The organism is Cytobacillus sp. Bva_UNVM-123 (assembly GCF_046351715.2).
Taxonomy (GTDB): domain Bacteria; phylum Bacillota; class Bacilli; order Bacillales; family Cytobacillaceae; genus Cytobacillus.
This window is the reverse complement of the sequence record NZ_CM177772.1, coordinates 4834927-4856623: the sequence shown is the minus strand read 5'-3', so window position 1 is coordinate 4856623 and position 21697 is coordinate 4834927. Positions and strand designations below refer to the sequence as shown.

Sequence of the window (21697 nt, the reverse complement as noted above, 5' to 3'; positions counted from 1 at the left end):
GCTCATCCGGATCAGAACGCTATTAACCTTAAACGAATAGTGTTAAAATGAAAGAGGTGCAAAAATAGCAAAAAGGAGTTTTTTTGATGGTACCAGGTTTTGGTCAACAGGCTTTGCTTAGTATTATTGTTCATATCGTTTTTATAGCGATTGCTTGGTGGGCGCTGCAAGCTCTCCGCTTTGACCAAATATTGCGCCCGAACCGTGTGTTTCAAGTGAGAGTATTGTACATATTATTATCCATTGTCATTGGTTCGTCAGTAAGTAATTTTTTCCTAGATTATTTGCTCTGGTCGCAGCAGCTACCTTTGATGTTTCAATAATATAATTAGGTCTTCGTACATGTTTTCTTTTGTAAAATTATTAAGTACAATTTGATTTGTTGTGTTTGATTTTACAAAAATAAAATCAGTTTATTTCGCATGTTCGATTGTTACTTAAAAACAATTCCATTTTTTGTGAATATAATAAAATAAAAAGCTGTTAATTTTTTTTGTCAAAAAGTGACGAGTTTTCCGAAGTATGCTCCTTATCCACTTGGTAACAATGATAATAAGGGGAGGGGTTCGGCATGGGAAAAAGAAAAAAAGTCACTTTTTTAATCATGAACTTGGTTAGCTTTTTAATCTTAACAAACTCAGTTTATTTGAATGTAGTTAAGGGTAAAGGTGAGTTAGACCTTGGAATCATTGCATCTGTTTTATTGGACGAGAATATTTTCATCCGTGAATGGTCTTTACATGCAAGAGAAATGATGGAAGAAAGCGCTCAAAAGAATGATGTGCTAAAGAAAATAGATCATTTAAGGCAAGAATTTCCTGATTGGAAATGGACGCAGAAAACCTTTAAAAACCATCAGGAAACAATGGCTATTTTCAAAGATGGAACCAAAACAGAAAAGATAAAAATTTCAACCCCCAAAAATCACGACGCAAAAACGTATATCATTTATGAGGTGGTAGGGCAAGGTTGGAATGAACAAATAGAGAATAAATTAGCACAAGAAATGGAAAACAGATTTTCTGCGATATTTCGAGGAAAACCAACAATTTTCTCTTGTATAAAAGGCGAATTCAATGATAAGATGAATAAGACTTTGCCTAATAAAATGGAAAAAATTTTAGCTGCTTTTCAAGCGACAGAAATTGAGTCTTTGAAAGAAAATAGTTTTATGTCAGTATCTTCTTATTCGACAAAATTTCAAAAAACAATTGAAACAAAAGATGGTAAATACATGAATTTACAACTAGGAATGCGAAAAGCTGGGGACGATGCTAACACTACTCTTGTAGTAGGCACACCCATCATAACGGTTGAATATTAATATAGAGAATTTGGACGCGGAGGGGAATACACTTTGGAAAAAATCATCGTCCGCGGCGGAAATAGGCTAAGCGGTACTGTTCAAGTTGAAGGAGCAAAAAACGCTGTCTTACCGGTTATCGCCGCAACACTGTTAGCAAGTGATGGTACTAGCGTAATTCGTGATGTACCAACACTCTCCGATGTATACACTATCAATGAAGTTTTACGCTATTTAAATGCAGAAGTGACGTTTGACGATAATAAGGTCACCGTAAATGCATCTCGAGAGTTAAAGGAAGAAGCGCCTTTTGAATATGTTCGAAAAATGCGAGCTTCCGTATTAGTTATGGGTTCATTACTAGGACGAAACGGCCGTGCTCGTGTAGCACTGCCTGGAGGTTGTGCGATCGGTTCTCGTCCAATAGATCAACATTTAAAAGGCTTTGAAGCGATGGGTGCTTCTGTTAAAGTCGGAAATGGTTTTATCGAAGCAGAAGCAGCAGGCGGCCGTTTACAAGGAGCAAAAATTTATCTTGATTTTCCAAGCGTAGGAGCTACGGAAAATATTATGATGGCTGCAACACTTGCAAAAGGAACAACTATTCTTGAAAACGTTGCGAAGGAACCAGAGATTGTCGATCTAGCTAACTTCCTTAATAAAATGGGAGCGAAAGTAAGAGGAGCAGGAACAGGTACGATACGAATTGAAGGTGTAGATGCATTATTTGGAGCGGATCATCAAATTATTCCTGATCGGATTGAAGCAGGTACCTTCATGGTTGCAGCCGCAATTACAGCAGGAAATGTCCTAATTAAAGGTGCTGTTCCTGAACATTCAACTTCCTTGATTGCAAAAATGGAAGAAATGGGTGTTGTTTTTATTGAAGAAGCTGAAGGAATTCGAGTAATCGGCCCAGAGAAATTGAAAGCCGTTGACATTAAGACGATGCCACATCCTGGATTCCCAACTGATATGCAGTCGCAAATGATGGCATTATTGCTTCATGCGAACGGCACTAGTGTCATAACGGAAACCGTATTTGAAAACCGTTTTATGCATGTTGAGGAATTCCGTCGGATGAATGCTGAAATCAAAATTGAAGGCCGCTCTGTTATCATGAGTGGACCGTCAGACCTGCAAGGTGCTGAAGTAGCAGCAACTGATCTTCGTGCTGCGGCTGCGTTAATTTTAACCGGTTTAGTTGCAGATGGTCTTACTCGTGTAACGGAATTAAAGCATTTAGACAGGGGATATGTTAATTTCCATCAAAAGCTTGCTGGCTTAGGTGCTGACATTGAACGTATTACGGAAGTGGAAGAATCAGCAATTGCAAAACAATCATTTATTTCGGATATGAACTAAAAGCAGCTTCATAATGAGCGAAAACGTAAAATCTCCTAGTCAGATATTTGATAAGTGGGTTTTGCGTTTTTTTGATGCTAAAAAGGCTTCTCTCTATGCTACTTAAGCAAAGTGGAACAGCCCTTTTTAAAAAAACTTGGCGACAATGCCAAGTTTTTTTAATGACGATAAAAAGTAGAAGAGAGACGAATTTTTACACGAAGTTTTTTGTCATAATAGCCAGTCCAAGCCCATAAGAATGAAATGAGACGGGGTTTTTAAAAGAAAGTATAAAAATTTTTGAAGTTAGAGAACTGTCTAGCTCCAGCGCCTAGCGCCTAGCGAACTTCCTTCCCCCTCCTACGATAAGTCAACATCGTCTCGTTTCACTCGTCGTGTTTCCTTTATCTCGTCGGAGTCAGTTCAGTTCGTACGTCGCTGACCAAGGCGCTTGCGCTTTTCTAGTGCAAATCCCAGATGACAATTTATGGAGGCTAAATTATGACACCAATATCAAAACTAAAAATCAAACCACTTATCCTTCTAGTTACACTCCTATTTATGATTACGTTAATGATTCCATCTTTACTCGTTCTTCCTTTTACTAAGGATACGGCAAGCGGAAAGCTGGGAGAACATTTAAAAGGGGAGAATAGGCAGGTAGAGACGATAGAAGCAGCGGCAGGTCCAGCAGTTGATGTAGCCGTTTTCCGAATGGAAAAGAAGGAAATTGAAAAGCTTCCACTTGAGAAATATGTTGTTGGAGTTGTTGCCTCAGAGATGCCAAGGGATTTTGAAAAAGAGGCGTTAAAAGCTCAAGCCTTAACAGCGCGAACCTATATCGTTAATCAAATGCTCAAGGAAAATAAAACTGAGTTACCTGGTGGAGCAATCGTTACAGATACTGAGAATCACCAAGTTTATAAAAGTGATGAGGAATTGAAAAAAATATTTGGAATGGATTATAAGTGGGCGATAAAAAAGATAACGGAAGCAGTAAATGAGACGAGGGGACAAATTATTACGTATGATGGGTCACCGATCGAGGCAAGTTTCTTTTCAACAAGCAACGGGTTTACGGAAAATTCTGAGGCTATTTGGATAAGTGCCTTACCATATTTAAAAAGCGTCGAAAGCCCATGGGATTTACAATCACCAAAGTTTGGCGGACAAAAAATAGTAACCATCTCGGAATTCGAGGAAAAACTAGGTGTGAAGTTGCCTAACGATGAAACGGTCGGAAAAGTGACAGAAAGAACAGCTGGAAAACGTGTTGGCAAAGTAGAAATAAATGGGAAAGTATTTGATGGCAAGGATATCCGTGAAAAGCTGGGGCTTAAATCTACGGACTTCATATGGGAGCGTAAGGGTGATAAAATTATCATCAATACAAAAGGATACGGACATGGCGTAGGAATGAGCCAGTACGGTGCGAACGGCATGGCGGCAGAAGGCAAAACATATAAAGACATCATCTACCACTATTACAAAGGAGTTGAAATCACCAACTCCGAAACCATCCTCACCAAAATCATCGCCCAAAAATAATAGGAATAATAGGTGCCAGGCACCGCTTATGGACAGATCACCTATTTTTGTCCTTTTATGGTGCCAGGCACCATAGAAGGACAGTTTTGGTGTTTTTGTGTGTGGGGGATGGACATTGTTTAATGAGGTAAGCTGCGAGTTGTTTGAATCGCAACTTTTTTGTTTTTCTGAGGAATTTTTTAAATCTATGAATATTTCCCGGAAAATTGTCGAAAACTAATCTAAAAAAATATTTTTTAAATAATGTATATATTTCCAGCAATCTGTTCAAAATGATTGCTGAGGTGATGATAAATGAGAGAGGAAGAAAAGAAACGATCTTCTCAAAATTCAGGCTTAAAGCGCTTTTTCAAGAAACGTTGGGTATATCCGGCAATCTACATTGCAAGTGCAGCAATTATTTTAACCGCGGTCCTTTGGTATCAAAACATCAATAGTACAACAAAGCAAAATGAATTTGACTATAAAGCTACTGATGTTCCAGGCAAAAAGTTTAATGAACCAGCTATTGAGGTTAACCGTAATATGGAAAATTTCATGATGCCTGTGAAGGATGCCGATTCGGCAGTTATTAAAAGACAATTCTATGATCAGAATGCGAAAGCAGAAGATCAAGAAGCAGCACTTGTTTTTTACAACAATCGCTATCATCAAAACACAGGAATTGATATTGCGAACAAGGATGGCGAAACATTCGACGTTGTAGCAGCGCTAAGTGGAACAGTTACAAATGTAGCTGATGATGTGTTACTAGGAAATGTCATTGAAATTGAACATGACAAAGGAATTGTGACAAAGTATCAATCCATTACTGAGATCGGTGTGAAGGTTGGCGATGAAGTTAAACAAGGACAAGTCCTTGCAAAAGCTGGGGAAAGTTTGTTTGATGAAGAGGCGGGTGTTCACGTCCACTTTGAAATTCGTAAAGATGGAGTACCACTGAATCCGCATGAATACTTTCAAAAGCCTTTAAGTGCATTACAGGAAGTAAATAAGGAAGAAAACAAAAATGAAGAAAACAAAAATGAAGAAAACAAAAATGAAGAGAAAGCTTCCGATAATGAGTCAAAAGATGAAGGCAATGTAACCGATGAGGAAAAGGATTCAAAGGATAATAAAAAGTCTGATGAAGAAAAAGACTCAAAGGACAACGAAAAGTCTGATGAGGAATCAAAGGAACAATCAACTGAATCCTCAGATGTATAAGAAAAGTGTAAGTGTTATACGTGGGAGCTAGATAGTTCTTTCAGCTACAAAAAATTTTATACTTTCTTATCTTTTAAAACACAAACCCTAATGCTATTAATAAATAGGTAAAAACCCGCCGAGGCGGGTTTTTTTCTTTGGATTTCACTCCAAACCTTAGTCAACTTTGAACTGATCAGCAATCGCTTTTAATTCATCCGCCATTTTGCTTAAAACGGCTGTAGAAGAGGAGATTTCCTCCATCGTGGCATTTTGCTCCTCAGCAGCTGCAGCAACACTTTGCGACTGCTCATTCGCTTCTGTTGATAGCTGAGCAACAAGTTCAATTGTATTTTGCATGTTTTGCGTGCTGGCATTTACTTGCTCAATGACAGCTGAAATTTCCTCTGTTTGAGCGGAAACATCACTCACCATTCGAGCGATATCTAGGAAACTAGCTTGTGTTGATTTCGTCATTTCAATACCAGTTTCAACATTTTGTAGCGATTCGTCCATCGCCTGATTTGCTTCCATCACTTCAGTACGAATTTCCTCAATTAAACTACGTATTTCACTAGCAGCACCATTTGACTGCTCTGCTAATTTACGCACCTCATCAGCTACAACCGCAAATCCTTTTCCATGCTCCCCAGCCCTTGCAGCCTCAATGGCAGCATTTAGTGCCAGCAAGTTTGTTTGATCGGTAATCGCAGTAATGAGTGTAACGATCCGTTCAATCTCTTTTGACTTATGCTCAAGAGAGGTGACGATTTGTGCTGTCGTTTTGGATGAATGCTGAATATCAGTCATTTTACTCATCGTCTCGTCCATTATCGATGTACCAGAAACTGTCGCTTCTGTCGTAGAGGTAGCTAAATTTGCAACATGACTAACAGATTGGGAGGCTTGGTTCATTCCCCTAGCAATCTCATGTATCACTTCCCTGCTTGTGTTCGCCCCTTCTAATTGGGAAGAGGAGCCTTCGGCAATCCCCATAATAGATTCTGTTACTTGAACGAGTGCCTTCGCTGATTCTTCTGTGCTCGCAGCTAATTGCTCAGAAGTTGAGGCAACTAAAGCTACGTTGTTATCAATACTATGAACAATACTTTTTAAACTATTAAGCATTTGATTGAAGCTTTGAGCCATATCTCCAATTTCATCATGGTTTTTGATTTGCAGCTCTCCAACTGTTAAATCTCCTGTCGCCATAAGGCTAAACTTTTTAGCCACTGCGACGATAGGTCTTTGAATGAGATGCATGAAGAAAAAAGTCATGGCAATCACAAATATAATGGAGACAATTCCAAGGCCAATCAAAATTAAATTATTCGTTGTAAACAGCCGCTGGCCTTCATTTTCGATTGCTTCCGCTTCTTTTTCATGGATAGCAATTAAATGATCTAAGTTTTCCTGCATCGCATTAAAGGCGATTTCACCCTCATATGATTTTGAAATGGCTTCGTCTGTACGATTTTGATTTTTTAATGCTTCCGCATCCTTGGCCATAGCTAAATAATTTTCCCAGTTTTTTTGTAGCTCAGGCAAAACAGCAATTGCTTCAGGATTGTTCAGCAACGCTTCATATTTATTTAAACTGTCCTCAATTGTTTTTTCCTGCTCAACTAATTGTTGATTATACTCATCGAGAAATTGTTTATCCTTTGATAAAAAAAGCTTTTGTGTCGTTGCTAAATAATGCTCTGTATAATAATCTAAATCAGCGATTTGTTTAATCCTCGGGATAATAGTAGAGCTAATTTGTTCCGCATTATCATTTAATCTACTAGATGTAAAAAAAGAAGAGGAGCTAATAATCCCAATCAATAATAACATTGCTCCAAAAATAATAATTATCTTTTTCCGGATTGACCATCTCATTTTTATGTCCACCTTCCCACATTCTGTGCTTGTTTATTGCTTCTTTAGTTAATAAGGGCTATCTTTTTCTAGTCGCACCGTCTTGCAGATAACCAACCTCCGATCATATTCAGAAAAGTCTGTAAATTATCATGAAATTTATGTAAATCTTAAACTTATAATACTTGCAATATAAGCGGTATATCAAGACATTTGTCAAATTTTGTCGAACTTAATTAATGTTTTATTAAGATAATTATATGTAAATAAACAAAAAAATAGAGTCAGATCATGACTCATTCTGACTCTACTTATTTAAATAAAGGATAGTATGAAATTCATATATAAGATTAAGTAAATAATAGATCATGACTATTTCTGTAAATGAGCAAGTTACGATTGAACCTGAATTAAAGCACCATTTTTATAGGAAATGATAACCTCTTTCCCAGCTAGCTTTTGATAAGTTGAAGCTGTACCGTATGGGACTTTCAAGGTAAAGGCTTGTTTATTTGCCACAAATTCAACTGTAAATGTGTCAACAGCTCCAACAACCTTCACTTTTTTATAATTAATATTGTCCATAATAATTAGCTTTTGATTAATAAGCACCATATCTTTTGTTAAATTATTTTGTGTTTTGAGATCCTCGACTGAAATGCCGAAGCGATTCGCAACTCCCCATAGCGTATCACCAGGTACTACAGTATAAACAGCAGCGGCTTGCAAGGAATCCCCAGGCGTATGAAGGTTTACTGGAAGCTCCAATGTTTGTCCAATATAAATTTTGTCAGAGGTGAGCTTATTAATGCTTTTCAGTTCTTGGAGAGAAATCCCATTATTCTTTGAAATTCGGTATAATGAATCTCCTTCCTGGACAATGTATGTTTCGCTAAATGCTTTTACATCCTTTGATGAGAAGTAGAAAATTGTTGATGATGTGATGGTTGCCGCTAATGTCGCATAAACTAATTTAATGCGGCGCTTTTTAATTCTTTCCTTCTTTTCTGCTAAAATTCTTTCTTTCCGTGTTAAAGTTACCATTGTCTTCCCCTTCCAAAGATCTTTCTGATAATTAATTTGGATAAAATTAGGTAAATACCCATAAAATGAATGCTCAATCAGTCCTCATTTTATTTCATTAAAATCCTGTCGACAATAGGGAGAAACACATGAACGATGTCACTTTTTGGCTCTACCCTATCACCTATTTTTATAAGAGGATGTACGAATGAAGAACTATTTATATGAAAAAAAAATGAATAAATACACAAAAATATGAACCCTTTTATTCAAATAAAAAGGTTTAAAACAAATGCATTATATTTTTCAATCATTCAATACTGACGAATTATCAGGGAATTAGACTTATTCAGTCATGTTATTTTATGAAAAAATAGGTATTCTGTTCTGGTGAATTATACAGTTGAAAAATTCTTTTTTTTGAGCACTCGTGAATGCTCACTCGAAAATAGGAAATTTAACGAAAATAAGTAGTCAAGTTGCATTCTTTTCAAAAAACTCTACTCACACCTTGTCCCTATTATGTATTTCGTGCATATATCAGCAACCAAGCTAATACACTGTTACAAACCTTACAAAGAGAGTGTTTGAGGTGAAGAGTCGTTTTGAAGCTAAAATTGATTGTGCCTTAGGACATGTTTATTCATTGCAAGATCAGAAAGTATCAATTGCTTTCTGCCGCATGAAAGGAAAATAAGTTTAATGAACATTATCATGCGGATTGATGTATTGGTCATTTTCGAAAAGCGAGTCTCATTTCACACTTCTCACATCCAATTTAGGGAGGGCGAGTGGTGTGCACGATTACATCAAAGAGAGAACTATCAAGATTGGAAAGTATATCGTGGAGACGAGAAAAACGGTTCGCGTCATTGCGAAGGAGTTTGGCGTATCCAAAAGTACAGTCCATAAAGACTTAACAGAAAGACTTCCTGAAATTAATCCTGAACTGGCTAGCGAGGTAAAAGAAATCCTAGATTACCATAAATCAATCCGCCATTTGCGTGGAGGAGAAGCAACAAAAATGAAATATAAAAAAGAAGAAATAGAGGGAGAGCCCATAAAATGATCGTTTAGGCTTTAAGTTAAACGTACTAAAGTAACTATCCGTAAGGACAAAATATTCGATCATTACATCGCATTCGCTGAAAGGATCTGGCGAAGAGGAAACTTTCCTAATTGTAAGTAAAAGCGATTGGCCAATTAGCTGATTGCTTTTATTTATTTAACGTTCGTTACCCATTTTCATGCTTAACCTCACCTTATTCTTTTTTCTCGACAAAAATCTGCCTAAATGCCCACAAATTTTGACAAAAGATTATTTAATTTCACTAGAGTATGGTAGAATATAAAATTAGGATAGATCTTGAATCGTTGAACAAAAGCGAAGTTCGCTTCATATAGCTGATAAGCATAAACCAATGTGTAGAGCAGTGGATTATGTCACGCGCCGATGATGGCGGACAGTGCAGGCCAATTTTTACAAGGAGGAAAGAGAGAATAATGTTTGCAAGGGATATAGGGATTGATTTAGGTACAGCTAACGTGCTAATCCACGTAAAAGGTCGAGGAATTGTATTGAATGAACCTTCTGTAGTTGCAATTGACAAAAATACGAATAAAGTTTTAGCAGTTGGTGAGGAAGCACGTCGCATGGTTGGGCGTACTCCGGGAAATATCGCGGCAATCCGTCCGTTAAAAGACGGTGTTATCGCTGACTTTGATGTTACTGAAGCGATGCTAAAGCATTTTATAAATAAATTAAATGTGAAAGGTTTTTTATCGAAGCCACGCATTTTAATTTGTTGTCCTACAAATGTGACAAGTGTTGAGCAGAAAGCAATTAAAGAAGCTGCTGAAAAAAGCGGCGGCAAGAAAATATATTTAGAAGAAGAGCCGAAAGTGGCAGCAATTGGAGCTGGTATGGATATTTTCCAACCGAGCGGGAATATGGTTGTTGATATTGGCGGTGGGACAACAGATGTTGCTGTATTATCAATGGGTGATATTGTAACTTCTTCATCGATTAAAATGGCTGGAGATGCTTTTGATAGTGAAATTCTTCAATATATTAAGCGCGAATACAAGCTTTTAATTGGGGAAAGAACAGCAGAAAATATAAAAACAGGAATCGGAACTGTTTTCCCAGGCTCACGAAATGAGGAAATGGACATCCGTGGACGCGATATGGTTTCAGGCCTACCGAGAACGATTACCGTTCGATCAGAAGAAATTGAACTTGCATTAAGGGAATCTGTTTCTGTCATTGTGCAAGCAGCAAAAAGTGTATTAGAACGAACTCCTCCTGAATTATCGGCAGATATTATTGATCGAGGTGTTATTTTAACAGGCGGTGGTGCATTGCTGCATGGCATTGATACCCTTCTTGCTGAAGAATTGAAGGTTCCTGTTCTAATCGCTGAAAATCCAATGGATTGTGTTGCTGTTGGCACTGGAATTATGCTAGACAATATTGATAAGCTTCCAAGTCGCAAACTTGGCTAATAAATTTAAACCTCCCTACTAGCCAATAAAAGTCTGCCTGCTGATGGCAGGCTTTTTCCTTATCGTGTGAATTCATCTTTTGGGAATTACTCCTGACCAATTATTAGCTTTAACATCATCACATCGAATTAGTTCATGCTTATTTCTGTTAAAAGTAGGACTTGCGACCTGTTCATATGCAACAAATAAGATTGATATTGTAAAAAAAGGTTATTTTGCACATTTTTCTTTAAATTTATAATGTTTCTTTCGTTAATTTTTCTTATAATAGAGAGTAAGTGTTAAAATAAGATGATACATCATCATTCCGGAAAAAAGAAATAGCGTATTTCCTTCATACATATATCAATTGATTACTCAATGAGGTGAATTTCATGTTTAGAGGTTTTTACACAGTAGCATCTGGGATGCTCGCTCAACAAAGAAGAACGGAAATGTTAACAAATAATATGTCCAATGTGAATACACCAGGATTTAAAGCAGACCAAACTTCATTGCGCGCATTTCCAGAAATGCTGTTGCAACGGTTTGATAAACAGAAAATTCCGACTGAAAAAGGCTTGAATTTACCTTTTAATAAACAAATTGGTTCTCTTAGCACAGGTGTGTATATGCAAGAGGCGATGCCTTTTTTCAAGCAAGGGGATATTAAAGAAACAGGCTTAGATACAGATGTGGCATTAATCGATATTGCACTGCCCGAAAATGCTTCGGTTTTCTATACGATAGAAGGCACGAATGGGAATACACAGTATACGAGAAATGGGAATTTCTCTCTTGATGGGCAAGGCTTTTTGACAACGGCAAGCGGCTTATACGTATTAAGTGATACAGGAAATCGCATTCAGCTTTCAAGTGATCAATTCACAATAGATGAAAATGGTGTCGTGGTTGGTGAAGGTGGGGAAACTGCGAGAATTGGCATTGGCTTCGCAGAGAATGCAAACCGCCTAATTAAGCTCGGAGACGGCCTTTATCGAACAGAGGATGGAAATGCTTTAGCGAATGCCTATAACGTCGAGAATGCCCTATTTAAACTGCAGCAAGGCCATATCGAGCGTTCAAATGTTGATGCGGGAAGAACGATGACCGAAATGCTGTCGGCATACCGAGCGTTTGAAGCAAATCAAAAGGTACTTCAGGCATATGACCGCAGCATGGATAAAGCCGCGAATGAAATTGGCCGAATTGGCTAATCTAGGACGTTGAAATTCATTTAAGTCAAAATATACTCATTGAAATAGATAAATTCCAATAAGGATGAGAGCTATGAACAGAACAATGATTACGGCGACAAACACGCTTACACAATTGCAGAAGCAAATGGATATTGTCAGCCATAATATGGCGAATATTGATACAACTGGCTTTAAGCGTAGAGAAGCAAGCTTTACTGATCTGCTTTTTCAACAATTTAATAACCAACGCAATGCAAATGCTGAAGTGAATCGTTTAACTCCGAATGGCATACGTCAAGGTGTAGGTGCAAAACTTGCCCAGTCGCAAATCGTTATGACGCAAGGAAGCATTAAACAGACGGATCGCCCACTTGATCTTGCTTTTACAGGGGAAGGTCAATATTTTCGTGTGCTTGAGCAAGGAGAGAATGGTACAAATGTGCGCTACACGAGAGACGGCGCTTTCTATATTACACCGTTATCTGCAGATGAAGTCATGCTTGTAACAGGGAAAGGGTATCCTGTATTAGACGAAAATAATAATCCGATTACGATTAGAGTTCCTGTGAAAGAATATCAAGTGACGGAGAATGGCCGTTTTATTGCCATGATGGAAAACGGTACAACGAGTGAATTTAACCTTGGCGTTGTACTTGTTAAAAAGCCGCAATTTCTTGAGCAGAAAGGTGACAATCTTCTCGGCTTGCCTGAGAATTTTGCTGACTTAAATGTTGCGGAAAATGAAATTTTAACTGAACTAAATGGTCCGTTACGAGAGCAAATTACCATGCAGCAACGTGCTTTAGAACAATCAAATGTTGAGATGTCTAAAGAGATGACAGAATTGATGAATCTTCAGCGTTCTTATCAATTCCAATCAAGGTCTATTTCAATAGCTGATCAAATGATGGGTCTCGTTAACGGAATTCGCTAAAAGGGGAAAGTAATTATGACATTAAACAACAATCATCAAGCTGCAGCGAAAACGCGGGAACAAGTAAAAGAAGAACGCAATAAGCAAGCAGAAGCAAAAGCACGTCGGAAACGAATTCGTGTGCGCATCATTCCGATTTGGCTGCGGATTATCATTGTTGCTGTATTAATTTCCCTTAGTGTCATTTGTGGAGCTGCCGTTGGATACGGAATAATCGGCGGAGGCAAAACAAAAGATATTTTCCAAAAATCCACTTGGACACATATAATTGACCTAATTGAAAAAGATTAAATCCAACCGCAAAAAAAAGAGGGGCTCTATGCTCCTCTTTTTTTGCGGCGTCTTTTTGCGGTGCCATTTTACGGTGCCAGGCACCGCTCGTGGACAGATTTTGCTGTTTTGTTCATATGGAGTGGACACTGTCTTTATTTGAATTTGTTTTTTTATTGTAAAACTTAATTACTTTCCGTAAGATGCTTTTTCTTGTACAATGAAAGTAAGATATAACCTATTATTAGGAGGAGGTACTAATATGTTGGATATTAAACAAATTAAGGAGATTATTCCGCATCGTTATCCATTTTTATTAATTGATAAGATTATTGAGGTTGAAGAGGGACAGAAAGCAGTTGGTCTAAAAAATGTAACAGCAAATGAAGAGTTTTTTAACGGCCATTTCCCAGACTATCCTGTTATGCCAGGAGTGCTTATTGTAGAGGCATTAGCTCAGGTCGGTGCAGTTGCCATGTTAAAGAAAGAAGAAAACCGTGGACGACTAGCTTTTTTCACAGGAATTGATAATTGCCGGTTCAAGAAACAAGTAATACCTGGTGACCAATTGCGTTTAGAGGTTGAAATCATTCGGGTTAAAGGACCAATTGGAAAAGGGAAAGGGATCGCGACTGTTGATGGAGAACTTGTTTGTGAAACCGAGATTATGTTCGCTTTAAAGTAAAAATGATCAGCATTTTAAATAGAATTTCTTAATACCTATAAAAATTTCGAATCGGCAAACTAAATGCCGATTTTTTTTATGCAAGTTGTTATCAATTTTGGGAAACATAACAGGAGACCAACTAGAAATAGGTCAAAAAAATCAAACAAAAGAAAGGAAGATGTCTCATGAATAAGAAGTTGTTAACGATTATTGGGGGTTCGGTCCTATCTGCAATGCTGTTAGCAGGGTGTGCAACAAATAATCAAAATCCACCGCCGCCGGCCACGAATAATAACAATGTTGAAACTCCTGGTGTTAATGATAATAATAATTTGGACAGAAACAATGATTTAAATAGAAATAACGATAACAGAACCCCAGATTTAAATGATAACAACATTAATACAGATATGAACAGAAAAAACAATAGATAGTAACAGAGGAACGAAGAGGCGACTGAGAATAGGTTGGATAGGAAAGACACTGATAAGGGATAAATAGTACACATAAAGAAAGGACAGGGTATACATGACCTGTCCTACTATTTTTTATATGCTATTCATTCCGAGCTAAAGTTAATGCAGGCTTATTCCGCATAATCTTTTCAAATTCATTGAGGAGATCTTCACCCATTAAATCTTGATCAATCAATTTTTTTAAAACGATGACGGCATAATCATTATTCGTTTTTTTAATCTTTCCTTGGAGGAGAATGCTGACATGGCTGTCTAACTGTTTAATCGTAACAATTTTTGTTTGAAAGGCAGCAGGGCTGTTCGCTTTCTTCGTAATGACAACTTGAACGATTAAGTCTCTCCCACGATTAGCTAACTGTTGGAAATAATCATAATAAGATTTATTTATATATGCTTCAATCATCCAAAGGCTTTCATCGTTTTCCTGACTAATAATTAAACCATCTACAAGCTCAATATTAACTAATTGATCCTCTTCGACAACCTGTAACGAGACTAGCTTGAATGTTTTCATCCTATTCCTCCCGTCCTCAGCATCTTTTTTACAAATTTATCTTACTAAAGTATAACATATGCAAAGAAGTAATTGGAAATAAGGCTCGTGTCGAAAAATATTGTAGAAACATGTAAAATTGCATTTTTAAAGCTATTTTATAGTGGAATATGTCTATTTTCCTATTGAAAATTGGATTTTCACTCCCTTTTACCCTTCAAAATGACATTTTCGGCTTTTTACTTTTTGAAGGGAAAGCCTTTATGATAGAACCATCTAAAAGAAGGGAGTTCATAAAATGATAAACCAAGTGACACTTGTTGGCAGATTGACGAAGAATCCCGAGTTAAAAAGGACATCAGAAGGCACGCCTGTTACGAATGTGACACTTGCCGTCAATCGCCAATATCGCAACCAGCAGGGAGAAATTGATGCCGACTTTGTGCAATGCACACTTTGGAAAAAAACTGCTGAAAATACGAGCCGGTATTGCCGCAAAGGTTCCTTAATTGGTATAACAGGGAGAATTCAAACGAGACATTATGACAATCAAGAGGGAAAACGGGTGTATGTGACGGAAGTGTTAGCAGACTCAGTAAAATTTCTTGAACACAAGAAACACGTAGAAGTAAGTGAGGGAGAAAGGGAGGCGATGGTTGTTGAATAAATCTCTTGAAAAAGAAAAGGGATTAGAAACCCTTGTTGAGGAGCTCATTAAAATGCTTGGAAAGACTAATGAACGGCTCTGTGACATGAATAAGCGGATAACTCAATTAGAGTTAATCATTAAGGAATCCAATATTTGTGATTATAATTTAATCGATCCTCCATTAAAAAATATGAAAATAAGTTAACCTACTCTAAGCTCGATAAAAATCCACATCCTTTTTTCCCTTCCTAATTTAGCCCCATTATAGAAAATCAATGGAATCCTCGTTTATCCCCCATTTCCGACGCTTTTGCGTCGGTTTTTTTAGCTGTTAGACAGACTAAACAAATTAACGTACTAAAGTAAAAAGAGATTTTCAAATTGCATAAGAAACTAGCGTATTGAAAGGATTCGGACGAGCAACAATTTTTCTATTATTACAGAATTTGACAGAATTATTAATATTACGGTAATTATTTAATTGAGTATTAAGAACTAGGAGGAATTACCTCTTTTTTGTTGAATATAAAAATTGGAAACTAAATTCCAAATATTGTGTTGTAAGGGAGTGAACAAAGTAGATGAAAGAAGAAGGAAGCGAATCCAAACGGAAATTATATTTTAACGGAGAACAGAAGAAATTAAACCGCCTCAAAATTCATCAGCTGCCGAGCTTTTCCGATGCTCTCCAATTGATAAAGTCACAAACAACTAAGCCATATCCTAAAATTCCTCTAGGTACTAATACTTCATTCATTTTCCAATACATGGAGAACAGTATGAAAAAGACTGTCTATTTAAGATTCGATTTAAAAAACGACTTTATCTATATTAAAGAAGCTAATAATCAAGCAGACCATCATGTTCTTTCTCACTTTTTATTAAAGGATGGGAATCGAGTCATGTACATGTCTCACCATCCAAACTGTCCAGAAATGGAAAAAATTAAAAACCAACTGATTAATATTCTTGAAATAAAAAGAATTGAAGATTGGTAAACGAAAATCCCCTGTCATCAAAAAGCAAAAGAGCAATCGCTGGAATCTTCGATTGCTCTTTTGCTTTTCTACTAATTGTAATTTGGGATGTAAACCAAATACTTAAGGTGTCCTCCTCAGAAGGACAAACTAACGGAAATGTCCACGAGCGGTGCCAGGCACCACAAAAGGACAAAACCATTAAAAGTGTCCACGAGTGGTGCCTGACACCAATCAATAACACCATCAATCAAGATAGGTGGACGAGTTCGCGCAGTTCGTCTGTGGATAGTTCGGTTATCCAGCTATCGCTTTGAATGATTTGGTCATTTAGTGATTGCTTTTTTTCAAGCATGGCATCGATTTTTTCTTCGAGTGTGCCTGTACAGATTAATTTATGAACATGAACGAAGCGTTTTTGCCCAATACGGTAAGCCCGGTCGGTTGCTTGGTTTTCAACGGCAGGGTTCCACCAACGATCATAATGAATGACATGGTTGGCAGCCGTTAAGTTTAAGCCAGTTCCGCCTGCTTTCAACGATAATAAAAAAATCGGAAATTGGTGATTCTGGAACTTCTCAATCATTCGATCGCGTTCCTGCTTTGGCACACTACCATTCAAAAATGGAACATCAAGGTCGAATTTCTTCTTCATCATCTTGCGAATGATATTCCCCATTTCAATGTACTGGGTAAAAATTAAACAGCTTTCTTCCTGTTCAAGAATCGTTTCAACTAGCTCATTCAGCTTCTCAAGCTTTGTTGAGCGCTCCATCGCATGCAATGGCTTCTCTTCCTTCAAATAAAGAGCGGGGTGATTGCATAGCTGCTTTAGTCGACCAAGCATTTGCAGAACTAAACCTCTCCGTTCGAAGGCAGATAATTTATCAATTTCCGCAAAGGTGTCTTGAATTAACTGTTCATACAAAGTTGCTTGCTCAACGGTCAGTGGACAGTATTCTTTTTGCTCCAGTTTATCAGGCAGATTGAGTGCAACCTCTTCATCCTGCTTTGTCCGACGGAGCAGGAAGGGGCGAATAAACGCTTGAAGCTGCCCAATTTTATCCTTATCATTATCTTTTTCAATTGGAAGGACGAAGCGCTTTTGGAATTGCCCCATACTGCCCAGATAACCATGATTCGTAAAATCAAAAATCGACCAAAGCTCAGATAACCGATTTTCCATTGGTGTACCTGTCAAGGCAATATGTTGCTTACCCTTTAATTTCCGCACAGCTTTGGACTGCTTTGTTTGGGCATTTTTAATATTTTGCGCCTCATCAATACTAATTGAACCCCAAGTGATTTTTTCGAAATCGTCCACGTCTAAATGTGTCAAACCGTAAGAAGTGAGAACAACATCAGTCACAGCAACCTTTTCGACAAACACGTCACCTTTAAGACGATTCGTTCCATAATGTAAATATACACTCAAATCAGGTGCAAACCGCTCCATTTCCTTTTGCCAGTTCCCTAAAACCGATGTTGGGCAAATAATAAGTGCTGGTCCGCTGTTTTTTTCCTGCTCCTTCACTTTTAAAAGATATGTTAAGAGCTGAATCGTTTTTCCAAGCCCCATGTCATCTGCCAAGCAAGCTCCAAATCCATACTTTCGTAAAAAGAGCATCCAGCTCATGCCTTGCTTTTGATAAGGACGAAGCTCACCATGGAAATTTGCAGGTGCTTCCTCAAGCGGTATATCTTTAATATCTCTAAGCTGCTTCATCATTTGCTTCCACTGGCGGTTTAACTCAATCTGGATGCGGGCAAATGCCTTCGGATTATCTAGCTCATCCTCTTGGTCCTGCTCTTCCGCCAATAGTTCTTGTTCAATTAAATCGCGAACATGCAAGCCTTCTTTTTCTGCTTTTTTCATTAAATCTTGAATTTGCCGAACGAAATGAGGGTCAAGCTTAATCCAACGGCCACGAATATAGACAAGCCGTCTTTTTTCCTCAACCATCCCGCGGAACTCTTCTTCGGATAATTCAACACCATTCATCGAAATACGCCAGTCATAATCGAGCATTGCCTGCAAACCAACGAAGGAGGGACGATGGCTTTGTGATTGGCCTTTTACTCGTGCTTTTACTTTAAGGCTGGCATTTTTCATAGCGAGCCACCATGATGGCAGCAAAATTTCAATGCCAAGCGAAAGCAAAGTTTCACTCGCCTCTGTTAAAAACGTCCATGCTTCATCCTCTGTAAGCTGACTTGCAATCCCTTTTTTCCCAGCAAGCCATGGAAAGACGTTCAGCCATCGTTGCTGCTCAATTTCAATGGCATCAACATACTTTTTCCAACCTCGTGGATAATTTGCCTCATCATGCTGATCGACGAGTAAATCAGGCTGTTTTTTTCCACGGAGAAAAATGCTTAGATCCCAGGTGCCATCAATATCCGCAGGTTCCTCCAGCTTAAGTCCAATCGTAAAAGGGATGTCATTTTCCTTAAGGCCAATCCATTCTTGAAAGCTTGCTTCATCAAAATAGGCAGCTAAGTCGCGTGGGGAAAGCTCATCATTCCGCAGTTTCTTCAGTTTATCCCCAAAAGCTTCTTTCAGCTTGTTGTTGCGATTTAAATGACCGTCCAACGCATAGTGGAATAAATCCTCGACAAAGGTCTTCACAGATTTGTCCGTTATCATTTGCTCCCAAAAATCGGGGCTAAATTCGGTTAAAACTCGATCAGGCAGCGCCCAACGGAATTGATCATTTTCCCATGCCGCAAAATCAGGGAGCCATTCTTTTTCGATGATTGCCTCATAGATGGGAAGGGAGGACGCCAAAATGATTTGGGCCATTTCATCCCAATCCCATTCAATTAATTGATTGAACTGCTCTTTTGCAAAAAGTGTTACGAGCTCCCAGCTGTTAATTGGTAGATATGCTCCGTCATTTGTAGGCTTCAAAGCGAATATCGTCCCATAAAAGCTTTCTTCATGATGGTTAAAAAGAACCCTTACCCAGTCATCTGTATGGATAAGACGATCATCATCATTTTGAGCAGTAACATGATATTGGTCAGCATCTATTTGTTGAATAAGTATTTTTAAACCTCTCGTTTTAAGCATCGATTAGCTTACCCCTTTGGCATTCTTCCTGAAAGGCGCGGAGCCTTTTCGTTTTTTCTAGCAATGTTTCGAGGAAAAATTCCCATTCATCTTGACGTTTCAATTTCTTATATAAGGTGCGAAGCTTTTTCATTTTTCGAACGGCATCCCGGTAATTGTCTCTGCCTTTTCGTGCTATATGATCTTGTACAGCATGATGATACAGTGGTAGAAGGCAGGCAGGCTCTTCTTTTTCAAGAATTTTAAGACGTTCCTTCGGAATTGTCACAATGCCCATGTTTGTGTAGCCATGTAAATCGAGCCATTTCGTAAATGCTTTACGTTCAAACAGAAAGGATTCATATTCACTAAAACAGTAGGGCAATGTTTCAATGAGTGCTTTTTCGTATAAATCGGCTTTCTCTGTTTGCTCACAATACGGTGCAATGGCTTTAATAGCGAGCTTCGTATAATTTGTTTTTTCATAAAAGTTTTTCGATGTAAGAAGATATTCATTCAATCGATTGATGTATGTTTCTATGAATGGCCCCATCCGCTGCCAATCCTTCTGATGAGTAAATTGCTCGATCCAATAAAGCATATAGGGAGTCATCGACTTATCTGTCTTCGCTAAAACCTCTAAGGCTGTTTCATCTTCTTTGGCAAGGATATGAAGGTGAATAATCCCTACAATGATAGGAAGATTTGTCTCTTTATATGCTTGCAATTTACGGATTTCTTCCTCGTACCAAGCCTTCTTTTTGAAAAATTTTGTCCATAATAACCGGTATAAATAAGTCCGTTCATATTCAAAAGGAAAATTCACTGTTACAAGAGCAGTTGAATCTTGCTTTAATTTTTCAATAAATTCATCAAAAGCAAATGGGAGGGAATGGATGGACAGCTTATCAATGAGATGAGCAATCTCGTCTGTCGTGTCATGAAAAAGATGAATATAATAACGGTTAATCATTTCACTAGGATGGTCAAGCTTTACACTTAGCTTCATTAGCTTTTGAAAAGAAAAGACATAGCCAATAAGCGAGTAAAGAAGCTTCCATTCCTGCTCGAAAGGAGCACCTGCTTTCCAGCGTCGCTCATACACCTGATAAAGCTCTGTCATAATATATGGCTTCGGTTCACCTTGTCCTTCTAGTATGGTGTCGAAGCTTTCATTAAATGCAGCAATCCATGTATCATAGTCAGGCTTTAGACGACCTTGTGTTCTTAATAAATCCTTCGCTGTCTGCAAGCCTAATTGTTTCGCGGTTTTTTTCTCTTTTAATGGCTGTCTCCATTCCTCTACCCATGTCGAGACACTTCTTGCGTGAGATAGCAGCTGGAAGAAGACGGCAAGCTTGTGACGGCAAAAGCCCTCGACTGGGCATGAGCATTCACTTAAATGGATAAAATCTAGGTCAAGCACAACCTTCGCTGGTGTTACATCTTGTACGGTAGCACTAATTTTATCACTTTCAAAACGAAGCTGGTAAACGAGCCTTTGTCGAAACAGCAAAAGCCCCTTCTGAACAAGCCGCTCATCCTCTTCATTATATGGCCTTAGCTGCCCCATCAACTCTTTCGCCGCAAACTGTAAAGGCTCAACAAACCGTTCCGGAATCATCATCTAAACCTCCTTCTTTTGTGGTGCCACTTTTGTAGTGCCATCTTTTTGTGGTGCCAGGCACCACAAAAGGACAAAATGGTATGATCTGTCCACGAGCGGTGCCTGGCACCGCTCATGTGTCGACATTTCCCTTATCCTGCTCCCCACACTATTCCCAATTTTCTTCTTCTATTTAGTCAGTCCCAGTCTCCCTAAAATATCCATTCCTTTATTATAACATTTACTGAGAGGTGGTTGAAGAGGGGAGCATAGATTGAAGGAGTTGAAGATATGACAAAGTGGATCTTCGAGATTGAATCATTCGACTCATACCCAATTTTGCTAATTTCATTGTGTTAGTGAAAATGTTAAGATAGAAATTAGAATTTATCGCAGATTAACGGGCTGTAAGACCCCTACCACAAGATATTGAGGAAAACAAGTTTCTAAGAGGGGGACTCAAAAGCCCGTAAATACCCGATTAGCTCAACTAACAATCAGAAGGGGATGAGGGCAGACTAAATACGCGACGTCCCGTCGCAGCATCTGCATTAGCACATCCTGTGCGTCGAAAACCCCCTCTGATTGAAGGTTCGCTTTATGTTCGTGTTACCGTATGAGGAGAGG

At 38.2% G+C, this 21697-nt stretch carries 20 protein-coding genes; 15 read left to right on the top strand and 5 right to left on the bottom strand.

From position 1 onward, the window contains the following. Positions 1-86 precede the first annotated feature (86 nt). From KDN24_RS24700 to spoIIQ, 5 genes are all read left to right on the top strand, one after another. A complete protein-coding gene (locus tag KDN24_RS24700) occupies positions 87-323 on the top strand; it encodes a DUF1146 family protein (RefSeq protein ID WP_409973189.1) in 237 nt (78 codons plus the stop codon). A 248-nt stretch (positions 324-571) separates the two neighbouring features. Further along, positions 572-1324 (top strand): YwmB family TATA-box binding protein, encoded by a 753-nt coding sequence (locus KDN24_RS24695; RefSeq protein ID WP_409973190.1) that lies wholly within the window; start codon positions 572-574, stop codon positions 1322-1324. Between the two features lie 33 nt (positions 1325-1357). Beyond that, positions 1358-2668, top strand: a complete 1311-nt coding sequence (gene murA, locus KDN24_RS24690) for a UDP-N-acetylglucosamine 1-carboxyvinyltransferase (protein ID WP_409973191.1) — start codon at positions 1358-1360, stop codon at positions 2666-2668. 480 nt (positions 2669-3148) lie between these two features. Then, entirely contained in the window at positions 3149-4195 is a 1047-nt protein-coding gene (gene spoIID, locus KDN24_RS24685; RefSeq protein WP_409973192.1) for a stage II sporulation protein D, read from the top strand. Between the two features lie 294 nt (positions 4196-4489). After that, positions 4490-5401, top strand: a complete 912-nt coding sequence (gene spoIIQ, locus KDN24_RS24680; RefSeq protein ID WP_491348216.1) for a stage II sporulation protein SpoIIQ — start codon at positions 4490-4492, stop codon at positions 5399-5401. 156 nt (positions 5402-5557) lie between these two features. Here the strand turns inward: spoIIQ and KDN24_RS26385 are convergent, their stop codons facing one another. Beyond that, complete coding sequence (locus KDN24_RS26385; RefSeq protein WP_525931259.1) at positions 5558-7261, bottom strand: methyl-accepting chemotaxis protein; 1704 nt, start codon at positions 7259-7261, stop codon at positions 5558-5560. 372 nt (positions 7262-7633) lie between these two features. Further along, positions 7634-8284 (bottom strand): LysM peptidoglycan-binding domain-containing protein, encoded by a 651-nt coding sequence (locus tag KDN24_RS24665; protein WP_409973194.1) that lies wholly within the window; start codon positions 8282-8284, stop codon positions 7634-7636. Positions 8285-9059: 775 nt separating this feature from the next. Between KDN24_RS24665 and spoIIID the strand changes: the two genes are divergently transcribed. The 7 genes from spoIIID to KDN24_RS24630 all read left to right on the top strand — a co-directional run bounded on the left by spoIIID (position 9060) and on the right by KDN24_RS24630 (position 14251). Beyond that, positions 9060-9332: a sporulation transcriptional regulator SpoIIID gene (spoIIID, locus tag KDN24_RS24660; protein WP_409973195.1), complete on the top strand. Its 273-nt coding sequence runs from the start codon at positions 9060-9062 to the stop codon at positions 9330-9332. 434 nt (positions 9333-9766) lie between these two features. After that, positions 9767-10768 (top strand): cell shape-determining protein Mbl, encoded by a 1002-nt coding sequence (gene mbl, locus KDN24_RS24655; protein WP_491348215.1) that lies wholly within the window; start codon positions 9767-9769, stop codon positions 10766-10768. Positions 10769-11142: 374 nt separating this feature from the next. Continuing rightward, on the top strand, positions 11143-11964 hold the full coding sequence (locus KDN24_RS24650; protein ID WP_491348214.1) for a flagellar hook-basal body protein: 822 nt from the start codon (positions 11143-11145) through the stop codon (positions 11962-11964). Between the two features lie 73 nt (positions 11965-12037). Continuing rightward, complete coding sequence (locus KDN24_RS24645; protein ID WP_409973198.1) at positions 12038-12880, top strand: flagellar hook-basal body protein; 843 nt, start codon at positions 12038-12040, stop codon at positions 12878-12880. A 15-nt stretch (positions 12881-12895) separates the two neighbouring features. Beyond that, on the top strand, positions 12896-13171 hold the full coding sequence (locus tag KDN24_RS24640) for a DNA-directed RNA polymerase subunit beta (protein WP_409973199.1): 276 nt from the start codon (positions 12896-12898) through the stop codon (positions 13169-13171). A gap of 241 nt (positions 13172-13412) precedes the next feature. After that, entirely contained in the window at positions 13413-13835 is a 423-nt protein-coding gene (gene fabZ, locus KDN24_RS24635; protein ID WP_409973200.1) for a 3-hydroxyacyl-ACP dehydratase FabZ, read from the top strand. Between the two features lie 167 nt (positions 13836-14002). Further along, positions 14003-14251, top strand: coding sequence for a hypothetical protein (locus KDN24_RS24630; RefSeq protein ID WP_409973201.1), 249 nt, complete (start codon positions 14003-14005; stop codon positions 14249-14251). A 121-nt stretch (positions 14252-14372) separates the two neighbouring features. Here KDN24_RS24630 and KDN24_RS24625 read toward each other — a convergent pair whose 3' ends face one another. Then, entirely contained in the window at positions 14373-14807 is a 435-nt protein-coding gene (locus KDN24_RS24625) for a YwpF family protein (RefSeq protein ID WP_409973202.1), read from the bottom strand. 277 nt (positions 14808-15084) lie between these two features. Here KDN24_RS24625 and KDN24_RS24620 point away from each other — a divergent pair, with 277 nt between their 5' ends. The 3 genes from KDN24_RS24620 to KDN24_RS24610 all read left to right on the top strand — a co-directional run bounded on the left by KDN24_RS24620 (position 15085) and on the right by KDN24_RS24610 (position 16433). Further along, on the top strand, positions 15085-15453 hold the full coding sequence (locus tag KDN24_RS24620) for a single-stranded DNA-binding protein (RefSeq protein WP_409973203.1): 369 nt from the start codon (positions 15085-15087) through the stop codon (positions 15451-15453). Continuing rightward, positions 15446-15640: a hypothetical protein gene (locus tag KDN24_RS24615; RefSeq protein WP_409973204.1), complete on the top strand. Its 195-nt coding sequence runs from the start codon at positions 15446-15448 to the stop codon at positions 15638-15640. Before KDN24_RS24620 ends, KDN24_RS24615 begins: the two co-directional genes overlap by 8 nt. Positions 15641-16016: 376 nt before the next feature. Continuing rightward, entirely contained in the window at positions 16017-16433 is a 417-nt protein-coding gene (locus tag KDN24_RS24610; protein WP_409973205.1) for a hypothetical protein, read from the top strand. A gap of 229 nt (positions 16434-16662) precedes the next feature. Here the strand turns inward: KDN24_RS24610 and KDN24_RS24605 are convergent, their stop codons facing one another. Next, entirely contained in the window at positions 16663-19485 is a 2823-nt protein-coding gene (locus KDN24_RS24605; RefSeq protein WP_409973206.1) for a DEAD/DEAH box helicase, read from the bottom strand. Next, positions 19478-21091 (bottom strand): SWIM zinc finger family protein, encoded by a 1614-nt coding sequence (locus KDN24_RS24600; RefSeq protein WP_409973207.1) that lies wholly within the window; start codon positions 21089-21091, stop codon positions 19478-19480. Before KDN24_RS24600 ends, KDN24_RS24605 begins: the two co-directional genes overlap by 8 nt. Positions 21092-21697 lie beyond the last annotated feature (606 nt).

Coding starts and splice junctions, on each gene's coding strand:
- KDN24_RS24610 (WP_409973205.1), top strand. CDS start 16,017: ATGAAAGAAGAAGGAAGCGAATCCAAACGGAAATTATATTTTAACGGA.
- spoIIQ (WP_491348216.1), top strand. CDS start 4,490: ATGAGAGAGGAAGAAAAGAAACGATCTTCTCAAAATTCAGGCTTAAAG.
- KDN24_RS24630 (WP_409973201.1), top strand. CDS start 14,003: ATGAATAAGAAGTTGTTAACGATTATTGGGGGTTCGGTCCTATCTGCA.
- KDN24_RS24700 (WP_409973189.1), top strand. CDS start 87: ATGGTACCAGGTTTTGGTCAACAGGCTTTGCTTAGTATTATTGTTCAT.
- KDN24_RS24695 (WP_409973190.1), top strand. CDS start 572: ATGGGAAAAAGAAAAAAAGTCACTTTTTTAATCATGAACTTGGTTAGC.
- KDN24_RS24605 (WP_409973206.1), bottom strand. CDS start 19,485: ATGCTTAAAACGAGAGGTTTAAAAATACTTATTCAACAAATAGATGCT.
- mbl (WP_491348215.1), top strand. CDS start 9,767: ATGTTTGCAAGGGATATAGGGATTGATTTAGGTACAGCTAACGTGCTA.
- KDN24_RS24665 (WP_409973194.1), bottom strand. CDS start 8,284: ATGGTAACTTTAACACGGAAAGAAAGAATTTTAGCAGAAAAGAAGGAA.
- KDN24_RS24625 (WP_409973202.1), bottom strand. CDS start 14,807: ATGAAAACATTCAAGCTAGTCTCGTTACAGGTTGTCGAAGAGGATCAA.
- KDN24_RS24650 (WP_491348214.1), top strand. CDS start 11,143: ATGTTTAGAGGTTTTTACACAGTAGCATCTGGGATGCTCGCTCAACAA.
- KDN24_RS26385 (WP_525931259.1), bottom strand. CDS start 7,261: ATGAGATGGTCAATCCGGAAAAAGATAATTATTATTTTTGGAGCAATG.
- KDN24_RS24600 (WP_409973207.1), bottom strand. CDS start 21,091: ATGATGATTCCGGAACGGTTTGTTGAGCCTTTACAGTTTGCGGCGAAA.
- fabZ (WP_409973200.1), top strand. CDS start 13,413: ATGTTGGATATTAAACAAATTAAGGAGATTATTCCGCATCGTTATCCA.
- KDN24_RS24645 (WP_409973198.1), top strand. CDS start 12,038: ATGAACAGAACAATGATTACGGCGACAAACACGCTTACACAATTGCAG.
- KDN24_RS24640 (WP_409973199.1), top strand. CDS start 12,896: ATGACATTAAACAACAATCATCAAGCTGCAGCGAAAACGCGGGAACAA.
- spoIID (WP_409973192.1), top strand. CDS start 3,149: ATGACACCAATATCAAAACTAAAAATCAAACCACTTATCCTTCTAGTT.
- KDN24_RS24620 (WP_409973203.1), top strand. CDS start 15,085: ATGATAAACCAAGTGACACTTGTTGGCAGATTGACGAAGAATCCCGAG.